Annotated in this window: 20 protein-coding genes; 15 read left to right on the top strand and 5 right to left on the bottom strand. The window is 50.5% G+C overall.

The genetic code is table 11. The features are described from left to right. The first annotated feature begins 113 nt into the window (after positions 1–113). The 7 genes from J3L11_RS09430 to J3L11_RS09400 all read left to right on the top strand — a co-directional run bounded on the left by J3L11_RS09430 (position 114) and on the right by J3L11_RS09400 (position 6869). A complete protein-coding gene (locus J3L11_RS09430) occupies positions 114–1088 on the top strand; it encodes a hypothetical protein (RefSeq protein WP_207570831.1) in 975 nt (324 codons plus the stop codon). 3 nt (positions 1089–1091) lie between these two features. Beyond that, the gene (locus tag J3L11_RS09425; protein WP_133039797.1) at positions 1092–1304 is read left to right on the top strand and encodes a SlyX family protein; all 213 of its coding nucleotides are present in this window, start codon (positions 1092–1094) and stop codon (positions 1302–1304) included. Positions 1305–1343: 39 nt separating this feature from the next. Further along, entirely contained in the window at positions 1344–1829 is a 486-nt protein-coding gene (gene def, locus J3L11_RS09420) for a peptide deformylase (RefSeq protein WP_207570830.1), read from the top strand. Beyond that, positions 1826–3187, top strand: a complete 1362-nt coding sequence (locus J3L11_RS09415; protein ID WP_207570829.1) for a hypothetical protein — start codon at positions 1826–1828, stop codon at positions 3185–3187. The genes def and J3L11_RS09415 overlap by 4 nt, the downstream gene beginning before the upstream one ends. Positions 3188–3209: 22 nt before the next feature. Further along, the gene (gene lpoB / locus J3L11_RS09410) at positions 3210–3803 is read left to right on the top strand and encodes a penicillin-binding protein activator LpoB (protein ID WP_133039800.1); all 594 of its coding nucleotides are present in this window, start codon (positions 3210–3212) and stop codon (positions 3801–3803) included. A 157-nt stretch (positions 3804–3960) separates the two neighbouring features. Next, positions 3961–6600, top strand: a complete 2640-nt coding sequence (gene pepN, locus J3L11_RS09405; RefSeq protein WP_207570843.1) for an aminopeptidase N — start codon at positions 3961–3963, stop codon at positions 6598–6600. A 59-nt stretch (positions 6601–6659) separates the two neighbouring features. Then, positions 6660–6869, top strand: a complete 210-nt coding sequence (locus tag J3L11_RS09400) for a hypothetical protein (protein ID WP_133039801.1) — start codon at positions 6660–6662, stop codon at positions 6867–6869. A 49-nt stretch (positions 6870–6918) separates the two neighbouring features. Here J3L11_RS09400 and J3L11_RS09395 read toward each other — a convergent pair whose 3' ends face one another. Continuing rightward, on the bottom strand, positions 6919–7485 hold the full coding sequence (locus tag J3L11_RS09395; RefSeq protein ID WP_133039802.1) for a phosphoribosyltransferase family protein: 567 nt from the start codon (positions 7483–7485) through the stop codon (positions 6919–6921). A gap of 298 nt (positions 7486–7783) precedes the next feature. Between J3L11_RS09395 and nfsB the strand changes: the two genes are divergently transcribed. The 3 genes from nfsB to J3L11_RS09380 all read left to right on the top strand — a co-directional run bounded on the left by nfsB (position 7784) and on the right by J3L11_RS09380 (position 10052). Beyond that, positions 7784–8437, top strand: coding sequence for an oxygen-insensitive NAD(P)H nitroreductase (nfsB, locus tag J3L11_RS09390; protein ID WP_207570828.1), 654 nt, complete (start codon positions 7784–7786; stop codon positions 8435–8437). Between the two features lie 116 nt (positions 8438–8553). Beyond that, positions 8554–9204: a DNA-J related domain-containing protein gene (locus J3L11_RS09385; RefSeq protein ID WP_189617034.1), complete on the top strand. Its 651-nt coding sequence runs from the start codon at positions 8554–8556 to the stop codon at positions 9202–9204. A gap of 125 nt (positions 9205–9329) precedes the next feature. Beyond that, complete coding sequence (locus tag J3L11_RS09380; protein ID WP_189617033.1) at positions 9330–10052, top strand: DsbA family protein; 723 nt, start codon at positions 9330–9332, stop codon at positions 10050–10052. A gap of 69 nt (positions 10053–10121) precedes the next feature. Here the strand turns inward: J3L11_RS09380 and mrcB are convergent, their stop codons facing one another. Together mrcB and hrpB are read right to left on the bottom strand one after the other, a co-directional pair. After that, positions 10122–12440, bottom strand: a complete 2319-nt coding sequence (gene mrcB / locus J3L11_RS09375) for a penicillin-binding protein 1B (protein WP_207570827.1) — start codon at positions 12438–12440, stop codon at positions 10122–10124. A 12-nt stretch (positions 12441–12452) separates the two neighbouring features. Next, the gene (hrpB, locus tag J3L11_RS09370) at positions 12453–15104 is read right to left on the bottom strand and encodes an ATP-dependent helicase HrpB (protein ID WP_207570826.1); all 2652 of its coding nucleotides are present in this window, start codon (positions 15102–15104) and stop codon (positions 12453–12455) included. Between the two features lie 17 nt (positions 15105–15121). Between hrpB and thpR the strand changes: the two genes are divergently transcribed. Further along, positions 15122–15646, top strand: coding sequence for an RNA 2',3'-cyclic phosphodiesterase (gene thpR / locus J3L11_RS09365; RefSeq protein ID WP_207570825.1), 525 nt, complete (start codon positions 15122–15124; stop codon positions 15644–15646). 9 nt (positions 15647–15655) lie between these two features. On the opposite strand, the gene J3L11_RS09360 is transcribed toward thpR, so the two are convergent. Then, complete coding sequence (locus J3L11_RS09360; RefSeq protein ID WP_207570824.1) at positions 15656–16117, bottom strand: GNAT family N-acetyltransferase; 462 nt, start codon at positions 16115–16117, stop codon at positions 15656–15658. 73 nt (positions 16118–16190) lie between these two features. Beyond that, positions 16191–17468, bottom strand: coding sequence for an aminopeptidase PepB (gene pepB, locus J3L11_RS09355; RefSeq protein ID WP_189617029.1), 1278 nt, complete (start codon positions 17466–17468; stop codon positions 16191–16193). A 174-nt stretch (positions 17469–17642) separates the two neighbouring features. On the opposite strand from pepB, the gene sfsA reads away from it, so the two are divergent. The 4 genes from sfsA to pcnB all read left to right on the top strand — a co-directional run bounded on the left by sfsA (position 17643) and on the right by pcnB (position 21397). After that, positions 17643–18359: a DNA/RNA nuclease SfsA gene (gene sfsA, locus J3L11_RS09350; RefSeq protein ID WP_207570823.1), complete on the top strand. Its 717-nt coding sequence runs from the start codon at positions 17643–17645 to the stop codon at positions 18357–18359. A 155-nt stretch (positions 18360–18514) separates the two neighbouring features. Beyond that, positions 18515–18958, top strand: coding sequence for an RNA polymerase-binding protein DksA (dksA, locus tag J3L11_RS09345; protein WP_133039812.1), 444 nt, complete (start codon positions 18515–18517; stop codon positions 18956–18958). A gap of 60 nt (positions 18959–19018) precedes the next feature. Beyond that, positions 19019–19897 carry a tRNA glutamyl-Q(34) synthetase GluQRS gene (gluQRS, locus tag J3L11_RS09340; RefSeq protein ID WP_189617027.1) on the top strand — a complete coding sequence of 293 codons (879 nt, stop codon included), beginning with the start codon at positions 19019–19021 and terminating at the stop codon, positions 19895–19897. Between the two features lie 186 nt (positions 19898–20083). After that, a complete protein-coding gene (gene pcnB / locus J3L11_RS09335) occupies positions 20084–21397 on the top strand; it encodes a polynucleotide adenylyltransferase PcnB (RefSeq protein WP_189617059.1) in 1314 nt (437 codons plus the stop codon). The last annotated feature ends 1 nt before the right edge of the window (position 21398 follow it).

Below are 21398 nucleotides of genomic sequence, written 5' to 3'. Positions count from 1 at the left end.
CTCACTTTATACCAGTTGCCGATAACTTACAAAGCGTGCATAACGGCAGCTGCATGATTGTGGCAACGATGCATAGTTTACGGAAAACAGACCATTAACGGCGGGACAAGTTCATGGATTTTTACCGTTTGTTGCAATTTTGTTCAGTACTGTTTTCAGGGATGATACTGACGAGCTGTACACCCTCACCTCTAAGCAGCAAGGCTCTACTGGCAGAACCCAGTTATAGCGCCAGTTTGTCACAGGATGGTCAGTACGCACTGATCAGCAATAAAGATGGTATTTTCTTCTGGGATGTTAATCAGCCACAAGCGCGTTATCACTGGATCCAAGGTAGTCGTAACAATGATGTGATTGCCACCGACATCTCACCCAACAATCAATATGCCATAACGCTGAGCAATGATTCGGTAGCACTATGGCGCACGACCGACGGCGCCGCCCTTGGCTGGTGGTCATTACCGGTAACCGCGCAATGTGTTGCTGTTGCTAATAACGGTCAGTTTCTGGTGGGCTTGGCAGATGGCAGTGTCATGGCTCTCAATCCGCAGCATCAAGTATTGATAAAATTTCTAGGCCATAACGAAAAGGTCAATAGTGTTGCTATCTCCGCCGACGGCAGTTTGGCATTAACTGCAGACAATGCCGCCAAGGTGTTGTTATGGCGCACAGACAGCGCGCAGATACAACAACAGTGGCAACTACAATCTCGCGCGCTGAATGTGACCATGAGTACCGATAGTCGCTTGTTATTCATGTCAGACAGTACAGGTAATGCCTGGATCCGCGATAGCCAAAGCGGCAACATCATCAGCGAATTGAAAATTACCACCCGGCAGATGAACTTTTCCAGCGCCCGCTTTATCCAAAACAACACGCGCTTGCTTACCGGAACACCTGCACGGGAACTGCAGTTATGGCAAACTGCAACCGGCAAAAAAATCGCCAGTTGGCAGGTTTCTTTGCCAGACAAACCACTGCCACAGAGCGCAGTGGTTTACTCTGTGTCACAATGGCAAGGGAATAGTGTACAGAGCCTCAGCAGCATCAGTCTGCTGGAGCGCTGGCAAATACCGGAGCAGAGGTAGAAAATGCAACAAATGGTGAACAGGATTGAAGAGCTAGAAACCAAACTGGCGTTTCAGGAAATCACGGTGGAAGAACTGAATCAGGAAGTGATTGCCCTGAATAAGGTCGTGGCTGAACAGCAATTCCAGTTACAATTGATCACCTCGAAACTGAAAGCTATTGAGCCAAGCAACATCGCCAGTCAAGGGGAGGAAACACCACCGCCACATTACTGATGTCGGCAGTGGCTTTCACCACAAACTGAGGGATAACGGATGCTGACTATAGTAACCCACGGACAAGCCGTATTGCTGCAAACTGCGGCACCTGTGACAGTATTTGATGACTCGTTGCGCACATTGGCTGAGGAGATGCTGCAAGCCATGAAGGCGGCTAATGGTGTTGGTATTGCAGCACCGCAGGTTAATCGTAGTCTGCAGTTATTTATCATGGCCTCACATCCCAATCCCCGCTACCCGGATGCGCCAGTAATGCCGCCTCAAGTGGTGATTAACCCGCAAGTGCTGCACTGTTCAGCGAAAATGGTGGACGGCGATGAAGGCTGCCTATCATTGCCGGGAGAGCGTTGCAGTATTCGACGTCACCAGTCACTGGAAGTGCGCTATCAGGATTTGACTGGAGAGTGGTGTCAGGAACAACTAACGGGATTTATCGCGCGCATCTTTCAGCATGAATATGATCATCTCAACGGCATCACGCTCAGGGAAAGACTGGCGTTGCAACAGGAGACTCAACAGTGAAATTACGCCGTTTTCGCTGCGGGCCGTTGGTGTTGTTGCTGGTATTGTTGCAGGGCTGTGCCTATAACAGCGTACTGATTGCCTATCCAACCCAACTCGCCGACACCAAAAAGGCGCTGAACTCTGCGGAACCTAAAGCGACTATCGATAAGCTGGCGGACGGCATCAACAGCCGTGACGGCCTGCTTTATGCCGAAGAGGCTGGCCGTGTGGCTCAAATAGCTGGGGATTTTGTAGCCAGCAAGGATTTTTACCAGAGTGCAGTGCAAGATTATGAAAAATTTGACGATAAGGCAGTGATTAGTCTGTCTGACGTAGGAGCCAAAGGCAGCAGTCTGCTAGTAAACGATAATGTCATTCCTTATCGCGGCCCTGGCTATGAACGTATCTTGCTACATCAGTATCAGGCGCTCAATTACCTGTTCAGCGGTGACATGACGGGTGCCTTGGTAGAAGTGCGCCGCAGTAATGAACTGCAACAAATCGAACAGCAACGTTATGAATCATCAAGTAAAACGGTGCAACAGATGGAAAACGGCACCGTCAGCGCCGAAATGGATCGTCTCAGTCAGGCCTCAGGTAATCTGACCAACTCATTTCTAAGCGCTTACAGCTACTATATGACCGGCCTATTACACGAACTGCTGGGTGAAGCCAACGATGCCTTTATCGACTATCGTAAAGCGGCGCAGTTGGCACCTGACAACCCCTATATACAGCAGGACTTGGTCAGACTCGCGAAGGCATTACAGATGCCACAATATGATGACTTCCGCCAGCGGTGGGGGGATGCACCACAGCCGGGTGCCAACCAAGGGAAAGTGGTGTTTATTGTTGAGCAGGGATTTGTACCTTACAAAGACAGTTTTGGCGTGCCGTTTACCATCAATGGTAACTGGCAAACTATTGCCCTGCCGACTTATCGAGAAAATTACCTAACGCCCGGTGGCGATACGATTAACGGGCTAGGCACCCCCTTAGTAACCGCACCTGTAGTCAATATTGGCGCGTTAGCCATTACCGCATTGAAAGAACAACTACCCTGGATACTGGCGCGACAAGTGGCACGAGTGTACGCCAAATCTGAGATGGCACGTCAGGCAGAAGGCCGCGACGGCCAGACAGTTGGTAGTGTGTTGATGCAGATTTTTAATGTGGTAACTGAACAAGCAGATCGTCGTAGTTGGTTAACCCTGCCAGCTGAGGCGCAGATTGCCCACAGTTATGTAAATGCAGGCAATTATCAGATAAATCTGCTGCATGGTACTACAGAGATTCAGGTTCAGCGTGGTAAAACTACGTTGGTTTGGGTAATAGATACTGGCAATGTAACGCGGTTTTATACTAGATTGATTTGACAACATGGAAATGGAACGGACTATGAAACACTTTAAGCTGCTTATGCTGATGGCAATGGCCATTGGGCTCACCGCCTGCCAATCCAAGGTGGAATATGGCGATGCCACCGAAGTGGAAACCGTCAATGAGAATTTCGGCTCTACCGATCTGCAAGCGATTACTGACAAGATGGTCGATAGCATGATGACCTTCCCGTCGGTGGTGGCGCTGACAGCTAACAGCCGACCGATTATCTTCGTTGACTCCATCAAAAATAAAACCTCAGAGCATATCGATACTGAATCTGTCACTGATTCTATCAGCAACAAATTGTTGCGTTCCGGTAAGTTCCGCTTCATCGATATGACCAAGGTTGATTCAGTCCGTAAACAGCTGGATTACCAGAACAATGCGGGAATGGTTGACCCTTCAACTGCTATCAAGTTTGGTCGCCAGATCGGTGCGCAATATATGCTATACGGCAACTTGTCCAGCATCGTGAAACAGGATGGCAGTACCAAAGATGTCTACTACAAGATGACCATGCGCCTGATGGATCTGGAAACCGGACTGATCGAATGGTCAGACGAGAAAGAGATCCGCAAAACCCGCAGCAAATCGTTCCTCGGGATGTAACCTAAAACTGACACAGGAGCCGCCAAACTGGCGGCTTTTTTGTAACATTTCTGTTTTGGTATTTAACGGCGTTTGACGTAACTTATAACCCAGAGCCAAATGGCCACCTTCAACACAATCACAACAAAACAGCAAGGAATCAACAGTGAAGTCGCTTATGCGGATCAAGCAGTTTGGCATCATAGTGCTGGCCACCGCCGCCCTCAGTGCCTGCAGCTCCAACAATACCCAAATTACCTCGCGGGATGACTCTCCCTATCTGACACAGGCACAGGCGATGGCGCGCTCCGCCAGAGTGAGTAATGTCAGTTACGATCTAGATTTTAAACTTGATGGCAGTGATAGCTTTGCCAACCAGACCACGATTCGTTTCACGTTAAGTGATAACAGCAGCACGCTGACACTGGATCTGAATAAAGCCAATATCCAACGGCTAGAGATCAACGGTCATGTGCTATATCCGAATTACAATGGCCTGTATCTAAGTCTAAATCCCAAACTACTGCTCAACGGTGATAACCTAGTCAAAGTCAGCTTCACCCGCAAACATTCCACCAATGGTGAAGGACTGCATCGCTTTGTCGATCCCGTTGATGGCAAAGTTTATCTGTACTCCCATTTTGAGCCAGCTGCCGCCCAACAGATGTTTGCGGTATTTGACCAACCGGATATCAAAGCCACCTACAAGCTTACTGTTCGTGCCCCCGCAGACTGGCAGGTGATCAGCGCCACCAGAGAAGACAACATCGTCAATGACGGTGACTTCCGGGTCTGGCATTTTCCAGTCAGCCCTAAGCTAAGTCCCTATAACTTCTCACTACATGCAGGTCCGTACCATATGTGGCAGGACGACAAGAGCGGTCCTTACCCCATGCGCTTGTTTGCCCGCCAATCAGTGGCATCGCAGGTTTACCCACAGGATTGGTTCCGCTATACCGCTGCGGGACTTAAATTTTTTGAAAACTATTTTGGCGTAAAATACCCCTTCAAAAAGTACGATCAGGTGCTAGTACCTGACTTCCTGTATGGTGCCATGGAAAACGCCGGAGCCATTACCTTTGCCGAGGGCCGTTTCCTTTATAAAGCCAAAATGACCAAGGATCAGCAACAGATGTTAGCTGGAGTGATCCTGCATGAAATGGCACACCAGTGGTTTGGTGATCTGGTGACCATGAAGTGGTGGAACGGCTTATGGCTGAACGAAAGTTTCGCGTCTTTTATGGGAACGCTAGCCACCGCTAACGCCACCGAATTTGACTATGCGTGGCGCAGCTTTTACGCCGGAGGTAAACAAGGCGCCTATGACAAGGACAGTCGCGTTACAACGCACCCGATTGAAGTGCCGGTTCCAACCACAGGCAACGCATTTGATAACATCGATGCCATCACCTATTCCAAGGGGGCATCCGTCCTAAAACAACTGCGCCATCTGTTAGGCGAAGAGGTATTCCGCAAAGGTGTTAGTGAATATCTGCATACCTATGCTTGGCAAAATGCCACATTAATTGATTTCATCGGCAGCTTAGCCAAGGCAGCTAACCGCGATTTAAGCCAATGGACTCAGGACTGGCTGTATACCGCTGGCGTCAATACTTTGGAAGCCAATTTCCAGTGCAGTAATGGTGCCATCAGCAGCTTTACACTTATCCAGACAGCAGCCGTTACTGGACAACCCGTCTTACGCGAGCAGAAAGTACAGATCGCGCTATTACGCAAACACCGCCAACAGTTAGCACTGACTAAGACGGTCGCCGTAACCTACCAAGGTGCCAGCACCCAAGTGCCTGCACTGATAGGTGAACAATGCCCAGATCTGGTATATCCCAACTACGACGATTGGGGATTTGTCAAAGTAAAACTGGACGATAGATCATTTGCAACCGCTCGTAACCAGTTGGCTAGCGTAACCGATCCATTGTTGCGTTCTATGTTATGGCAAAGTCTGTGGGATAGCGTCATGGCTGGCAATCTGCCATTGAATCACTATCTCGACACCGTGTTTGTCAACCTGCCGAAAGAACATGACTATACGCTAATCGGGCAAATTCTACGGACGTTGCATACCAGTCAACACTGGTTGGCACAGATGGCACCACTACATGCCGATTATCGTGATCAGGTGGCTCGCGCGCTGGCACAGATGAGTCTGCGACTGACAATGGAAACCGCTGGTAATAGCGATCTGCAACGCCGCTGGTTTGATGCCTACATTGACTTTGCCAGTGACGCTGAGTCTTTGGCACACCTCAATGAGCTGCTGGATGGCAAAGCTAAACTGGATGGCATCATTTTGGATCAAGACACTCGTTGGCATATTGTGCGACAGTTAAATCGTTATGATTATCCAGGCAGTAAAGCATTACTAAAACAGGAAGCTGCCAAAGATAACAGCGATACTGGCATCAAGGCAGCGATTGCCGCGACCGTTATCCGTCCCGAAGCCGAAATCAAGCGTGAATGGCTTGGTCGCATCCAGCATCAGAGTGGAGAAGCCTTTCCGAAATTGCGTATTGCCATGGCTAACCTATATCCGGCAGAACAGCAATTATTGAACTCCGCGACTGCGGAAGAAAGGCTCGATACCCTAGCACAGATGGATCAGAGTAAAGGCCCGGTATTTATGCGTAGCTACGCCCCGACCCTGATCCCAACCGAGTGTAACCACAGTTCCGTCAACCGGTTGCAGCAGGCGGTGAAAGACAATCCAACACTGTCAGTCATCACGATGCGAACACTGAAAGAACTGCTACAAGAGGAACAACGTTGCGTGGTAGTTTCTGAGAAAATCACCCGCTAACTAAGCGATGGCCGTATCCACCTAGGACGGCCATGTTCTTTGGGCTAAAGGAGGCCACAATGAGCTTAATTTCCCTGATTGCCATCATTGTTGTTGGCTACTTCATTGTCAGCCTGGTTAAGGATTATAACGGACGACAACAACAGGACTCACGTCAACTCGAAGCGTTACAGCAGGAAGTGGCGGATCTGAAACAGCGCGTGGTCACGCTGGAAGCCATAGTGGTGGAGAGGGATGAAGCACTGCGGCAGAAATTCCGCGATCTGTAATCCCCCACAAAAAGGGCACTCGTCAGTGCCCTTTTTGTGACCGACAAACTTAGACAAACAGATCTCGAATATTGTGCAGATCGCTTTTACCTTCACTGAGTTCTTCCGGCGTCAGACCAGAAACTTCATGCGGAAACACCAACCATTCATCGGAAGAATGGATATAGTAATCTGGTTTCATCGGCACCATAGTATTTTTGGGCTTGTAATACGGGCACGCAATACGAATATCCCGCGGCAAGTTTAACCGCATCATTTGTGACAGCTTTTCTTTCAACGCAAACACGCTACGACCTGAATCAAACACGTCGTCAACGATCAACAACCTGTCATCAGCCCCAGCATTTTCAACAATATAGTGAAGGCCGTGTACCTTGATCTCTTTACTCTGTTTATCGTTGCCAATGCCATAATAAGACGAGGTGCGCACGGCGATATGGTCAGTTTCGACTTTTTTGAAATCAAAATATTCCTGTACAGCAATACCGATTGGAGCACCACCGCGCCAGATCCCCACAATAAACTGTGGGCGAAAGCCACTGTTATAAACCTGAGCGGCTAGGCGGAATGAATCTTCCAGTAATTCCTGAGCGGTGATATAGCGTTTTTCGATCATTGCAACGACCCCATCATGTAACATGCCAATTCCCAGCCGCCCCAACTGTGCGAAACAACAGTTATCTGTCACCCGAGGTGTATTGAAAAGACGGTCTACGGTTTGGGCGCGCATTTTATATCAATTTAGCTGCTGCTGCCTTGTTTTATGCAGCTGCTTTTGTGAAATGCAGCAAAAGTATCTGTAAAAAAACCAACCATCAGCTTAAGCCTCACCTGCTGTTCACTTTAAGCATTGTAAAACAGTGGCGACATCGTAGAATGCATGATCGCTGTTTAGTGTCATACAGGAATAGAAAATGACTGATTTAACAACAATTGTTAAGCGCCGCTATACCAGCAAGGCGCTGGATCCTAACCAAAAGATCCCCCAGGAAAAGATTGATCAGCTAAAAACCCTGTTGCAGTTTGCACCATCATCGGTCAACTCCCAGCCTTGGCATTTTGTTATTGCGGCGACTGCTGAAGGTAAAGCCAAAGTTGCCGAAGCCACTGTCAACTATGCGTTTAACACCCCGAAAATCCTAAACGCCTCCCATGTAGTAGTGTTGTGTACCCGTAATTACATCACCGATGAATACTTGGAGCATCTGGCTGACCAGGAACAACAAGATGGCAGAATTTCTGATGAAGCCGCCAAACAAGCACTGCAAAATGGCCGCAAATTTTTCGTCAATATGCATCGTTATGAGCTGAAAGATCTACAACACTGGATGGAAAAACAGACCTATCTGGCACTGGGGACGTTGCTGCTGGGTGCTAGTGTCTTAGAGATTGGCGCTACACCGATAGAAGGATTTGACGCGACAACCCTCAATGCAGTACTGGGACTGCGTGAGCAAGGACTTAACGCCAGTGTTATTGTGGCACTCGGTTACAGTGATGCCACGGATTTTAATGCCAAGCTGCCTAAGTCTCGCTTACCACAGCATGAGATCATCAACGAAATTTAAGTAAGTTAAGGGAACAGCATACGGCTGTTCCCTGCTATTTCTGGGCACTTTTAACTTGCTCCGCTAGCGAGCTGTGGCATAGTAGGTTTTATCGCCAGTTCAGGAAGAATGACGCTATGCTGCTTGCCAGAACCGCTATCCCCCACTCTGCCAATGAGGCTTCGGATATCTGCCGCCATCATGAGGACAATCCGTTAATATGGCCGCTAATGACGCTGTTAAAAGCCTCGGTACACAGCTGGAAAGTGCATCACCTTGCTGCCGAATTGCAGCAGCGAGGGCTAATGAGCCAACTTGATGACAATCCCGAAAAAGACCTGTTTAAACGTAACTTTCTATTGATGAATGCGCTCTATGAATTGCAGGAAATGCTGTTGCCGCAGCAATGGCTGCAAGTGCAATCGATGGATATTAAACTGTACCGAATCGCCCCCGCCAACCCACGCATGTTGCAACGCCAGGATCAGGCATTGCGGGATTATTATCTGGACTGGCGCAATTACGACACGTGTGCCAATGTCGTCAAAGAGATGCTAGCGTCATTCTGGCACTCGTATCAGCAGTATATTGGTGCGGTACCGGAACGGCTCGCTTATCTGGAAGCGTTACAGGTCATGGAGCTGGAAGGCGATGCTAGTGAGCGCGACATCCGCCGCCAATGGCGAAAACTGGCGTTGCGCTGGCATCCAGATCGGCCCAATGGTGATGCGGCAAGGTTTCGTGAAGTATGTGAAGCATGGCAGGTGTTACGTGGCAGTTTAGCATGAGTTATCTCACATCTTAGCGGTCAGTTTACACGCTGCATCAGTAAATTAAGTGATAATTAAGCGTGCCAACCTAAGCTCGGCACCTGCAGTTCTGACGATATTCAACAGCGAATAAGGAGTCTATTTTGCTCAAGCCCATTCTGGTCGCAGTGGTCATTTCCGTTGCATCTCTCTCCGCTCAGGCAGCGGATTTTATTGAAGGTAAACACTATACCCAGATTGCCGATAAAGGCAGTGCGACTCCCAACGTAAGCGAATTTTTCTCGTTCTATTGCCCACACTGTTACCAGATGTCACAAAAGTATTTGCCTTTCATCAAAGCCAACCTGAAACCAGGAGTGGCGTTTGAAAGCAAACACGTGGACTTTATGAACAGTGACTTGGGAACCGAAGTCATGAAGTCTCTCGCGGTCATGGAGCAACTCGGGCTAGAAAAACAGCTGGCTCATGAGATGTTCGCGGCAATTCAAGGCGATGCAGATCATAGCCAGGCAGGTCACCAGCATCAGTCGACCATCAACAGCCGAGACGACATTAAAGCCATTTTTGCCAAAGCAGGCGTTGCTGCAGCGAAGTATGATGAAGTTGCAGACAGCAGTGCCGTCAACGACACCATCAAGCTATGGCGCAAACAACAAAATGATTTCCGTATCGACAGCGTACCGACCTTTATCGTTAATGATAAGTACATGATTAATCTTTCAGAAATGCATAGTGTCAAAGACCTAGTAGATATTATTAACTATCTGGCGACCGAAAAGGATGCGAAAAAATCAGGCGGCAGCATCGGCTGGTTATTTATTGCCCTGTGCGGCTTGGCAGCACTGACACGTCGTCGCATTGCGTGATTTCTGTAAGACAGACATAAAGAAAAGGGCCGCCATGGCCCTTTTCTACATTCAGACGTCGATGTTTGGTTACCCACCAAACATCCGCTGCCACCAAGGTCGCGACTCGCCACAATTAGCCGCAGGATGATAACTGTCTGCCAAGGCCGGTGCCGCCACGACATCACTGCAATCGGGTTGTTTTGCCACCCCGGTATCACGATCAAAATAGCCCTGAACCACACCATTCACCGGTGGTAAACGCAATGACAGCGGGGCACGACTATTCAGGAAGCTACGGTAAATTGCCATAGCGCCACTGCTACCATACAAACCGGTTTTACCGTTATCGTCCCTGCCAACCCAGATTGCGGCCACATTACGTTCATCAAATCCAGCAAACCAGGAGTCGCGTTGATCGTTACTGGTACCGGTTTTACCTGCCAGCTTAACACCGGGGAACGCGGCCCCGAGCCTGGCAGCAGTACCGGTTTGCACCACCTGAGTCAACGCATACTGCACCAGATAATTTACGGCAGGATCGATGGCTTCCGTTTGTGGCAAATGGCTGACAGGCAGTGGCTGATTGTCTTTATCCAGCACAGCCGTTACTGCATACAATTGCCGATAACGGCCGTTGTTTGCCAGCGTCTGGTATACCTGCGCCACCATCAGCGGTGAACCGTTGACAGCCCCCAATAACATTGACGGATAGGCAGCAACAGGCTCATTCCAACCGGCTTGCTGCAAGGTCGTCGCGACGGCCTCTAGGCCAACGGCCATCCCCAGATTCACCGTAGGCACATTCATGGAGTTTGTCAGTGCCGCCAGCAAGGAAACCTGACCACTAAACTGCCGATCATCATTTTTTGGTGACCAAGTCTGCCCCTGTTCGTTTTTCAGAGTGATCGGTTGATCTTTCAAGGGCGTCAACAGATTGTAGTTGTTACCCTGTGCTAAGGCAGTAGCATAGACAAAGGGTTTCACCAGCGAACCGATAGGCCGACGGATCTCTTCAGCACGATCGTAACCGTCATATCCTGGATTACGATCACCAACCATCGCCGCAATGCCATAGGTATAACGTTCAGTGACCACCATGCCAGCCTGTAATCCGCTATTTTTACTGTCCAGGGCGGAAATAGTGGCGCTGACGGCTTTCTCTGCCGCCTCCTGCGCCAGCGGATCCAGGGTGGTATACACCTTAATACCGGATTGCTTGAGCAGAGCATCACCGTAACGGTCGCGCAGTTCCTGCTTCACCCGTGCGAAAAACGCTGGCAATTTCTGGTGTACAGGGCGGGCAGCATTACGTAATCCCAACGGGGAGGCTGCTGCCACTTTATACTGTTCAACGCTGATTTTGTTACCTTCCATCATCAGCCGCAGAACCAGATCACGTCGTTCCTGCGCCCGCTGCGGATAACGCCAAGGATTGTAATAGGATGGGCCTTTGATCTCCGCCACCAGCAGTGCCTGCTGCGCCAACGTCAGTTCGCCAATGGGGCGACCAAAATAAAACTGTGAGGCTAGCCCCATACCGTGGATCGCCCGATTATGATCCTGCCCCATATACACTTCATTCAGGTACGCTTCGAGGATCTCCTCTTTGCTGTAGCGCGCATCAATAATGATTGCCATCAGCGCTTCGCGGATCTTACGGATGAGAGAACGCTCACTGGTAAGAAAGAAATTCTTGGCTAACTGTTGGGTCAGGGTGGAGCCGCCCTGTACTGTGCGCCCGGCACTGAGATTGACCATAGCCGCCCGCACGATCGCCAGCGGATTAATCCCGTAATGTTCATAAAAGCTGCGATCTTCCGTGAGCAATAAACCATCGACCACAGATTTGGGGATCTCCGTGGTTGGCACAAACAATCGATCTTCTCCATCGCCGGTAACAATGCGATCCAGTAACACAGGTTCCAGATGAAACACGGCCAGTTGCCGGTGATCGCTTAAACGCTCAACCGAAGCCACGCCATTGCTGTCAAAACTCACCATCACCTGTTGTGCAGGCTGCGGACCTTCTGGATGTAAAAAAGGTCTGCGCCACAGCTCTACCCGGGTAGATGACGCAGAAAACTCGCCAATTTGGCGAGGGTTAGCCACTTTGCGATACCCCAGCAGCTTGAGTTCATCAATAAACTGCGAGTGACTCACCGGGGCGCTGGGATAAAGAGGCATCGAACGGCTGAAGATCTGTGCTGGCAGATACCACTTTTGACCTTCAAATTTACGAGCGATGATCTGATCTAAATAAATACAGTAGATCGCCAGCACCGCCACGATAACCAGCGTCAATTTCCAGCCAAAGGACCACAACTGACGCCATAAACCACCCGTTGATTTCGAGGTGGTTTTACTACTTTTAGCGCTATTTTTCCGGTTATTCTTCGCAGTTACCATGATAATTCCACGTCAGGACAGCTTTGCCTCAGTTTTCTTCTTGGTGTATTTCGTTGGCAGGGTATTGGCTGGATCATCCGGCCACAGATGTTTGGGATAACGACCACGCATCTCTTTTTTAACGTCGGTGTACGGCCCTTGCCAGAAACTGCCAAGATCCGCCGTCAATGCCAAAGGTCTGTGCGCCGGCGACAACAGTTCCATGGTGATCACCAGTTTACCTTGCAGCAACCGCGGACTGTCAGACATGCCCAACGCCTCTTGTAGTCGCACACTTAATAACGCGCGACCATTCTCATCATAACGAATGGGTGCCCGAGTGCCGGTGACCATAGGCCAATGTGTTGGTAACCATTCATCAAGTTGTTGCCGAGCCTGCCAAGGCAAACGGTTGAGTAGCAGTGAGTAAATGTCCAAGGTTGCCAATTGCTTGAGTTGCGATACATCATCCAAATAAGGCGCTAGCCACTGCTCCAATGATGCTAGCAGCGCAGCGTCACTGACATCTGGAAACTGTATGGGATCTACAGATTGTGCGAGTCGTAACCTGAACTGTAACTGTCTAACACTATCGTCCATGTTCAACAGGCTAAGACCTCGTTGCCTTATCAGTGTCAGCAGCGCTTTGCGTTTAAGTGCATTGTCGGGTTGAGGCAACGGCTCACGTTTCAGCACCAGTTTACCTAAGCAAAGTTGTCGCTCTGCCAAAAAACGCCCTTTATTGTCATCCCAAGCAGCGTCTTCACGCCACTCCGTGAGAAATGCCAGTTCATTATCCAGCAGCCCAGCAGGTAGCATTGCCGCTAGGTAAGCCCGACCACTGCTGCGGCCTTCCTGCCCCTGAAAATCGGCGATGACCAGCCACTCGGCACTAGCCAGGGCATCATCGTGCTCCAAAACCACGCCGGTGCCATTTGCTAGCACAAAACCTGCCGCACCTCGGGCTCTAGCTATCCGGTCTGGAAATGCCAGCGCCAGCAACCATGCCACGTCCTGATTATTGGCGGAATGCAGATAACGCGCAGGCTCTTCGGGTAACTGGCATCGGCGTAACCATAATTTTGCCTGTTTAGCTTCAGGCCCGCGCAATAACTGTGGCAGTTTATCCAGCACATCACATCCGGCACCTCGGCTGCGGGCTTCTAGCAACGCCGCTAGTAAACAGGCCAGCCCTAATAACTGCTTGTCACTACTCTCAGCGACCCGCGTCTGTGCTTTGACCAACATATGTGCTAGCCGTGGTGAAGCGGCGCCGAACTGATAGGCCGCACGGCCATGTGCGGTCAATTTGTGCTGCCTATCCACCAATTCCAATGTCTGCAACAGTTCCCAAGCGACAGCCTCGTTCGCAGCGTTTGCTGGGGTCAATAACGGCAGATGGGATAATGATTTCACACCCCAGTTTGCGGCTTCCAATACGACGGGCAACAACTCACCGCACTGAATTTCCGGTTCATCAGCAGCGGCTAAGCGGCCTTGTTCTTCCTGCGACCACAATCGCAGACAAAAACCTGCGGCTAAACGTCCGGCACGCCCAGCACGCTGCTGCGCTGATGCCTGACTGATCCGCTTCAACCCCAATCGAGTCACCCCAGTGCGTGGATTAAAACTTGCTTGGCGCCGATAACCGCAATCTACCACCATAGTAATACCTTCAATGGTGAGACTGGATTCGGCAACATTAGTAGACAGCACCAGCTTGCGCTTTCCTGTTATGGGGGGCGCGATTGCCGCATCCTGCAATTCGGCGGGTAAATCGCCATACATAAGGTAAATCTGCACATCATCGGGTAACCGGCCTGTGAGATACTCCTGCAATTTGATAATTTCCGCCCGTCCCGGCAGAAAAGCCAACATAGCGCCCTGGCGCTGCATAGTCGTCAATTCAGGTAGATCATCGGAGCCAGCGAACATAGCGACAATAGATTTGCCCATATGGCTAAGCCAAGAAGGTAGCGCACTGCGCGCTTGCACGTTAGCAGGCACTGCGCGATAAGCAATGCTGACCGGGAAACTGCGACCCTCGCTGCTTAATGTGATGGCATCCGGCATCAGTTGCACCAGCGGCAGCCCCTGCAGGGTGGCCGACATCGCCAAGATTTTAAGATCATCTCTGACGGATGTTTGCACTTCAAGCGCCAAAGCCAGCCCCAAATCGGTGGTGAGATGGCGTTCATGGATCTCATCAAAAATCACCATTGCCACACCGTCAAGCGTGGGATCTTGCTGGATCATCCGCGTCAAAATACCTTCGGTGATGATTTCCAACCTAGTATTGCGGCTCACTTGTGTTTCACCGCGAACCCGATAGCCTATTGTCTGGCCTAGAGGTTGCTGCCGACAACGTGCCAGATAGGCGGCAATACTGCGGGCAGCGACGCGCCGCGGTTCCAGCATCAATATGCGACCGTTAATTTCCGGCCAGTCGAGCAGTGCCAACGGCAATGCCGTAGACTTACCAGCACCGGTCGGTGCTTGTAGAATCAACTGATTAGCGGTTGTCAGTGCCTGCTGCAACGCCGGCAACAACTGGGTGATGGGTAACGCGTTCAAATTGACCTGTCTGACCACAAAAAAACTGGCGACAGTGTACCGATTTTCAGCGCGACTGGCTAACCGCAGCCCATAACCTGCGAACTGGAGGTTATGATGAGCCTTATCCATAGCACAAAGGAGCCATCTTGGAGGAAAATACCCAGCGTTTATTTCTCGGATTTGCGCTTGAAACACAACAACAAGAGGTCAATGCGCTGCAGCAACGCTGTGTTGCGGCCTGTCCCGGCGCACGGATGGTGGCAGCCAAAAATCTGCATATGACACTGGTATTTCTTGGTCAGACACCCGCGGCAACCAAGCAGCAGTTATTGCAGCAGGTGCCACAATTACCGCTACGGCGCTTTACAGTCACGCTGGACCAAATAGTGCTGTGGCCTAAACCTCAGATTTTATGTCTGACAGGTGAGGCAGATGAACCGCTGCTAACGCTGGCAAATGCGGCGGCCAATTTATCTGAACAACTCGGTTTGGCCCCCAAAGAGTACAGTTACCGGCCACATATCACTTTGTTGAGAAAAGCCAAGCATCAGCCCTCATCTCTGCCGCCTACAGCGCTGCAATTAGCACCGACGACCTTAAATCTTTATCACTCGCTCAGCAGCACATCAGGGGTAGAGTATCGGGTTCTCCATCGTTGGCCGTTGCTATGACAACCACCACTACAAGTTTTTCTCCATCAATATGCAGTCCAAAGCCATCCCTTTAGGCGAGTGATAGCGACTATGGCCGAGCGACTGCCAACCACAATGCTGGTAAAAAGGCGCCGCATTCAGCGAGGATTCCAGCGACAAGTGGTGGATATTACAAGCCTTCGCCTGCCGTTCCAAATATTGCAGCATCAAGCGCCCATACCCTTTGCCCATAACCTTGGGCTGGACAAATAAGGCCTCAAGTTTGCAGTTGGGTTGATCCAGTTGGCCACATGCCAAGATCTCATGTTGTAGTTCCAGCACATAAAAACCGGCGGACACCAGATCTTCAAAACCAACCGGCATTGGGTCTTCCGTCCAGCGTGATAACACGGCCGGTGAATAATGGCCCCGACAACCGGTGACAATCGCTTGATGCCGCAATTCCCACAGAGATTCAGCATCATGCGCAGTAGCGGCTCGGATCAGCATCTGCTATCTCCTTTTGTCATTAACGTGATAAAAAAAGGCCGCCATCGTGGCGGCCTATGTTACCGCTACGAACTCAATCCATCAGTATTTCAGCGATAGTCAGCATACCGTGAGTGGTCGCACCGGCAGCCCACATTGAGCCTGCATCATCTTCAAATGCTGCGGCCAGATCGATGTGCAGCCACGGGATATCCTTACCCACAAAACGCCACAGAAATGCGGCAGCGTTGGAAGCACCACCGGCCCCACCGCCTTTTACCGGCCGACTGTTGGCGGTGTCAGCATAGGCCGAAGGACACATCTCTTTATGCCAAGGTTCTAACGGCAAAGGCCAGACATGTTCCGCAACGCTTTGCGCTTTCTCTTCAGCAAACTGCAACATGGCTTTCTGTGGTGAAAAAATCGCATTGTAATTGCTGCTGACCGCCATCACCGCCGCACCGGTTAATGTGGCGGCATCAATAATCAGTCCGGCTTGGGCTTCAGTAGCCGCCTGTAGACCATCTGCCAGCACCAGTCGACCTTCAGCGTCAGTGTTGACGACTTCAACGGTTGTCCCATTTTTATAGGTGATAATGTCGCCGAGCTTATAGGCACGACCACTCACCAGATTTTCAGCACAGCACAGGTAAAGTTTTACCCGTTTGTTGAGACCACGCTGAATGGCCAGCCCCAACGCTGCGGCAACAGTCGCGGCACCGCCCATGTCGGCCTTCATGCCCAGCATTCCTTGAGAGCTTTTAAGACTATAGCCACCAGAATCAAACGTGATCCCCTTACCGACCAACGCAACCGCTACCGGCGCATCCACGCCAGCTGGATTGTAATCCAGCTCCAGCATTGCCGGAGCGCGCTCACTGCCACGCCCTACGGCATAAATTCCCGCCCACTGCTGTGCCAGTAGCTCTTCACCTTCTATAATGCGATAGCTGATACGGGCACCACCCAATTGTTGCAACCAAGCCGCCGCCGCTAGCGCCAGTTTTACTGGAGACAAATTTTCTGGCGTTTCGTTAATCAACTGCCGTGCAAACTGACTGCAAGCCGCACGAAGTTGCAGTTCCTGCTGTGCTTTGTCGCTGCCACTCCAGTGTATAACGTGGCCGCCTTTGGCGGTGACAAACCCCTGATGAAAGGCCCATTGGCTATCGATATCCCACAATTGCCCTTCCAGTTTAACCTGGCTCACCCCCTGAGTGCGCAGTTTACGGGCGGCTTTCTGCACACTCCGTAACGGCATTTCTTCCGGCAGGTGGATCAACGCGCCATCACCGGTGAAACTCAGTTCGGTCTTACCCCATACGGCGGCTGCAGCCTGATCGGTCAGCACTACCTTCATTACTTGATCCATGATTTATCCTTCTCACTGTGGGTACCACTGCAGATACCCTTTGGCAGCAAGTGTATAGCATTGCACCGAGCTGCTAAAGTTATCCAGAGCGTGATATTTGTGAGAAAGCGTAAACCCTGCTAGGCTGTGGCGTTTCTATATTTAGGCTTGTGGTAAAAATAGAGATTTAGCGGCATGAAATTCACTTCGCCATTGCAACAGGCAGTATTGTTGAAGCGCTATAAGCGGTTTTTAGCCGATGTTCAGTTGCCAGATGGCAGTGAAACAACGCTGCATTGCCCGAACACCGGTTCCATGAAGAATTGTCAGTTTCCTGGGCAACCCGTGTGGTACTCAGTGTCGGACAATACTAAGCGTAAATATCCAGGCACCTGGGAGCTGATGCAAAATCCACAAGGACAATTGATAGGCGTTAATACTGGCCGGGCTAACGAATTGGTGGCGGAAGCTATCAGCAACGGCATCATTGCTGAGTTACAAGGTTATCAATCCTTGCGCCGGGAAGTGCAATATGGCGAAGAAAATAGTCGTATTGACATATTTTTGAGCAATGGTGTTCGCCCTGACTGTTACGTGGAAGTCAAGAACACCACCTTGCTGGAAGGCGATTGTGGTTATTTTCCAGACGCAGTCACCACTCGCGGGCAAAAACATCTGCGAGAATTGATGGCAGTAGTGGAAAAAGGTCAACGGGGAGTGTTAATGTTCCTCGTCCAGCACACAGGCATAAAAAAGGTGGCTGCAGCTCGGCATATTGACCCAGATTATGCGGATTTACTTGTACAGGCGGTAGCGCACGGTGTTGAGGTACTGGTTTACGCCACGTCCCTGAGCCCTGAAGCTTTTCAGGTGGAAAAGCGCTTACCCTTCCTGGAAGGAAACCGGGAATAATAACGTAAAAATTTGCTCAAAAGGAAATTAGCAGACATATTCAAAGATATGATCACCGATTTTTGGAAATGTTTGCCTAGGTAAATAGATTCTGCTATAGATAGCGGCCGTTCGCAAAAACGCCCTATGACGCAAATTGAAACAGGAGATGCGTTATGCCTGAAGGCACTAAAACACTTGGTGTACTCGCTATCGCTGGTCTGAGTCCTTATCAGGAACAACCTGGTGAGGAATACATGAACCCTCAACAGTTGGCTCACTTCAGAGCCATTCTGGAAGCCTGGCGTAAACAGCTGCGTCACGAAGTTGATCGTACCGTAACGCACATGCAGGACGAAGCGGCTAACTTTCCTGATCCAGTAGATAGAGCTGCGCAGGAAGAAGAGTTCAGTCTCGAACTGCGGGCTCGTGACCGTGAGCGTAAGCTGATCAAGAAAATTGAGAAAACACTGAAAAAGATTGAAGACGATGATTTCGGCTTTTGCGAATCTTGTGGGGTTGAAATAGGTATCCGTCGTTTGGAAGCTCGTCCTACGGCAGATCTGTGTATCGACTGCAAGACGCTCGCTGAGATCAAAGAAAAACAGATGGCAGGTTAATTCCTGCCCCAACAACCGCGGGGCACACTACCCCGCGTTGATGTTGCCGTTGCTCAGGATATGAATATCACCACCAGCCCGGCCTACGTCGGACGCTTTGCGCCATCTCCATCCGGTTCCCTGCATTTTGGTTCGCTTATTGCCGCTCTCGGTAGCTTTTTGCGTGCCCGATCCTGTGGCGGCAAGTGGCTGCTACGTATTGAAGATATTGACCCACCAAGAGAAATAGAAGGGGCAGCAGACGATATTCGCCGCACGCTGGAGCTCTATGGATTGCATTGGGACGACAAAGTGTTGTATCAGAGCCAGCGCTTCAACGCTTATCAAGCGTGTATCGATCAATTATTGGCGCAGGGAGAGGCTTACTTCTGTCAATGCAGTCGCAAGACCATTCAGGAACAGATGCACGGACTCTACAACGGTCACTGTCGTCAGTTGGCACTGCCAGAAGGCGCAGTGCGAATATATAACCAGCAACAGGTCGCCAGTTTTGATGATCTGTTACTTGGCAAAATCCAGGTCACCAGTGACTTTGCCAGTGAAGATTTTATCATTCAGCGCAGCGATGGCTTGTATGCGTACCAACTGGCAGTAGTGCTGGATGATGCTTACCAGGAGGTGACAGAGATAGTGCGCGGAGCCGATTTACTAGAAGCCAGCTGCCGCCAGTTGAGCTTATATCGGCAACTCGGCTTGCCGTTACCACAATTTTTACATCTGCCGCTGGCAGTGCTCAAACCCGGTTTTAAACTTTCCAAGCAGAACCATGCTGAAGCGCTGGATAAAAAACGGCCCCATATTGCGCTACAACAGGCATTAGCCTTTCTCGGACAACCTCCCGTCACTGTTGATATGCCCGAGCGCATGCTGGCGCAAGCGGTCGCACAGTTTGATCTGCAGCGGATCCCCAAACAAACCGAGATCCTCATCGGCAGCTGAATATACTCATCCCTCGCTAATTGGTATATGATAGCCGCCAGTTTTGTTCCCAAACTTTGTGATCACACTTAGAGGTGCCCTATTTTTCGCCGTATCACACAGTTCTGTAAGCAGTTGTTTGACGATGGCCCAGCTGCCAAACTTCCCGAAGAAGCCTATACAGACACAGCACTCAGTCTAGAGATCATTCCCCGCGATGGTCATAGTATCTCCCGCAAGCAGATCAGCGATAACGCGCTGAAAGTGTTATATCGCCTGCATAAATCTGGCTATCAGGCCTATCTGGTAGGCGGCGGTGTGCGTGACTTGCTGCTGGGATTGGAGCCGAAAGATTTTGACGTGGTCACCAATGCCACCCCGGAAGACATCAAAAAGCTGTTTCGCAATTGCCGATTAGTGGGACGTCGTTTCCGCCTAGCACATATTGTATTTGGACGAGATGTAATCGAAGTGGCAACGTTCCGCGGTCATCATGGCGAAAACAGCGAGACGATTTCTAAGGTCAATGCGGCAGGGCGACTACTGCGAGACAATGTTTACGGCGATATCGATCAGGACGCAGAGCGGCGAGACTTCACCGTCAACGCCCTGTATTACAGCATTGAAGACTACAGTATCCGCAGCTATGGCGGCGGCTTGCAAGATCTGCAAAATCGTACGCTAAGACTGATTGGCGATCCAGAAACCCGTTACCGTGAAGATCCGGTGCGCATGCTTAGAGCCGTGCGCTTTGCGGGCAAATTAGGTATGCAGATTGAGGCGCATACTGCCGCGCCCATTAAGGCGCTGGCAGGGTTGCTGAAAGATATTCCGGCCGCACGCATGTATGAAGAGATATTGAAGCTGTTTTTTGCCGGTAAAGCCGGGCAGAACCTGCGACTAATGCGTGAGTATCATTTATTTGAGCCATTATTCCCGTTAGTGGAAGCACAGTTGCACGATGACCCCAAGGGGCCAGCCATGCGCATGCTAACGGAAGTGATGCACAGTACTGATGTGCGCATTAACGAGGACAAACCGGTCACCCCGGCTTATTTCTTCGCTGCGCTGTTATGGTATCCCTTGCAAGCTCGTGCGCAGGATATCGCCTCCGAAAGCGGTCTGAGTCATTACGATGCCTTTTATGCCGCCATGGGCGACGTACTGGAACAACAGTGCCAGACCATCAGTATTCCGCGACGCTTTAGCACACCCGCACGCGATATTTGGCAATTGCAGTTACGTTTTGAACGGTCTAAAGGTGGTAGAGCATTCAAGCTGCTGGAACACCCCAAATTCCGTGCTGCCTATGACTTACTGTTGATGCGCGCCAATGCTGAAGGTGGCAATCTAGCAAAACTGGCTGCCTGGTGGCAGCAGTTTGTGGATGCTGATGAAGAGCAGCGCCGCGAACTGGCAAGCGACAGCAACAAAGGCAATCAACGCAACCGTAACGCCAGTCAGCGTCGCCGTCGACCTCGCCGTGGCAAAACTGAAAACACGCCAGAGGCCGCCGAATAAG

Source organism: Shewanella sp. 4t3-1-2LB, from assembly GCF_017368415.1.
GTDB lineage: Bacteria > Pseudomonadota > Gammaproteobacteria > Enterobacterales > Shewanellaceae > Shewanella > Shewanella fodinae.
The sequence above is the reverse complement of the archived record's forward strand: the minus strand, read 5'-3'. Positions and strand labels throughout refer to the sequence as shown.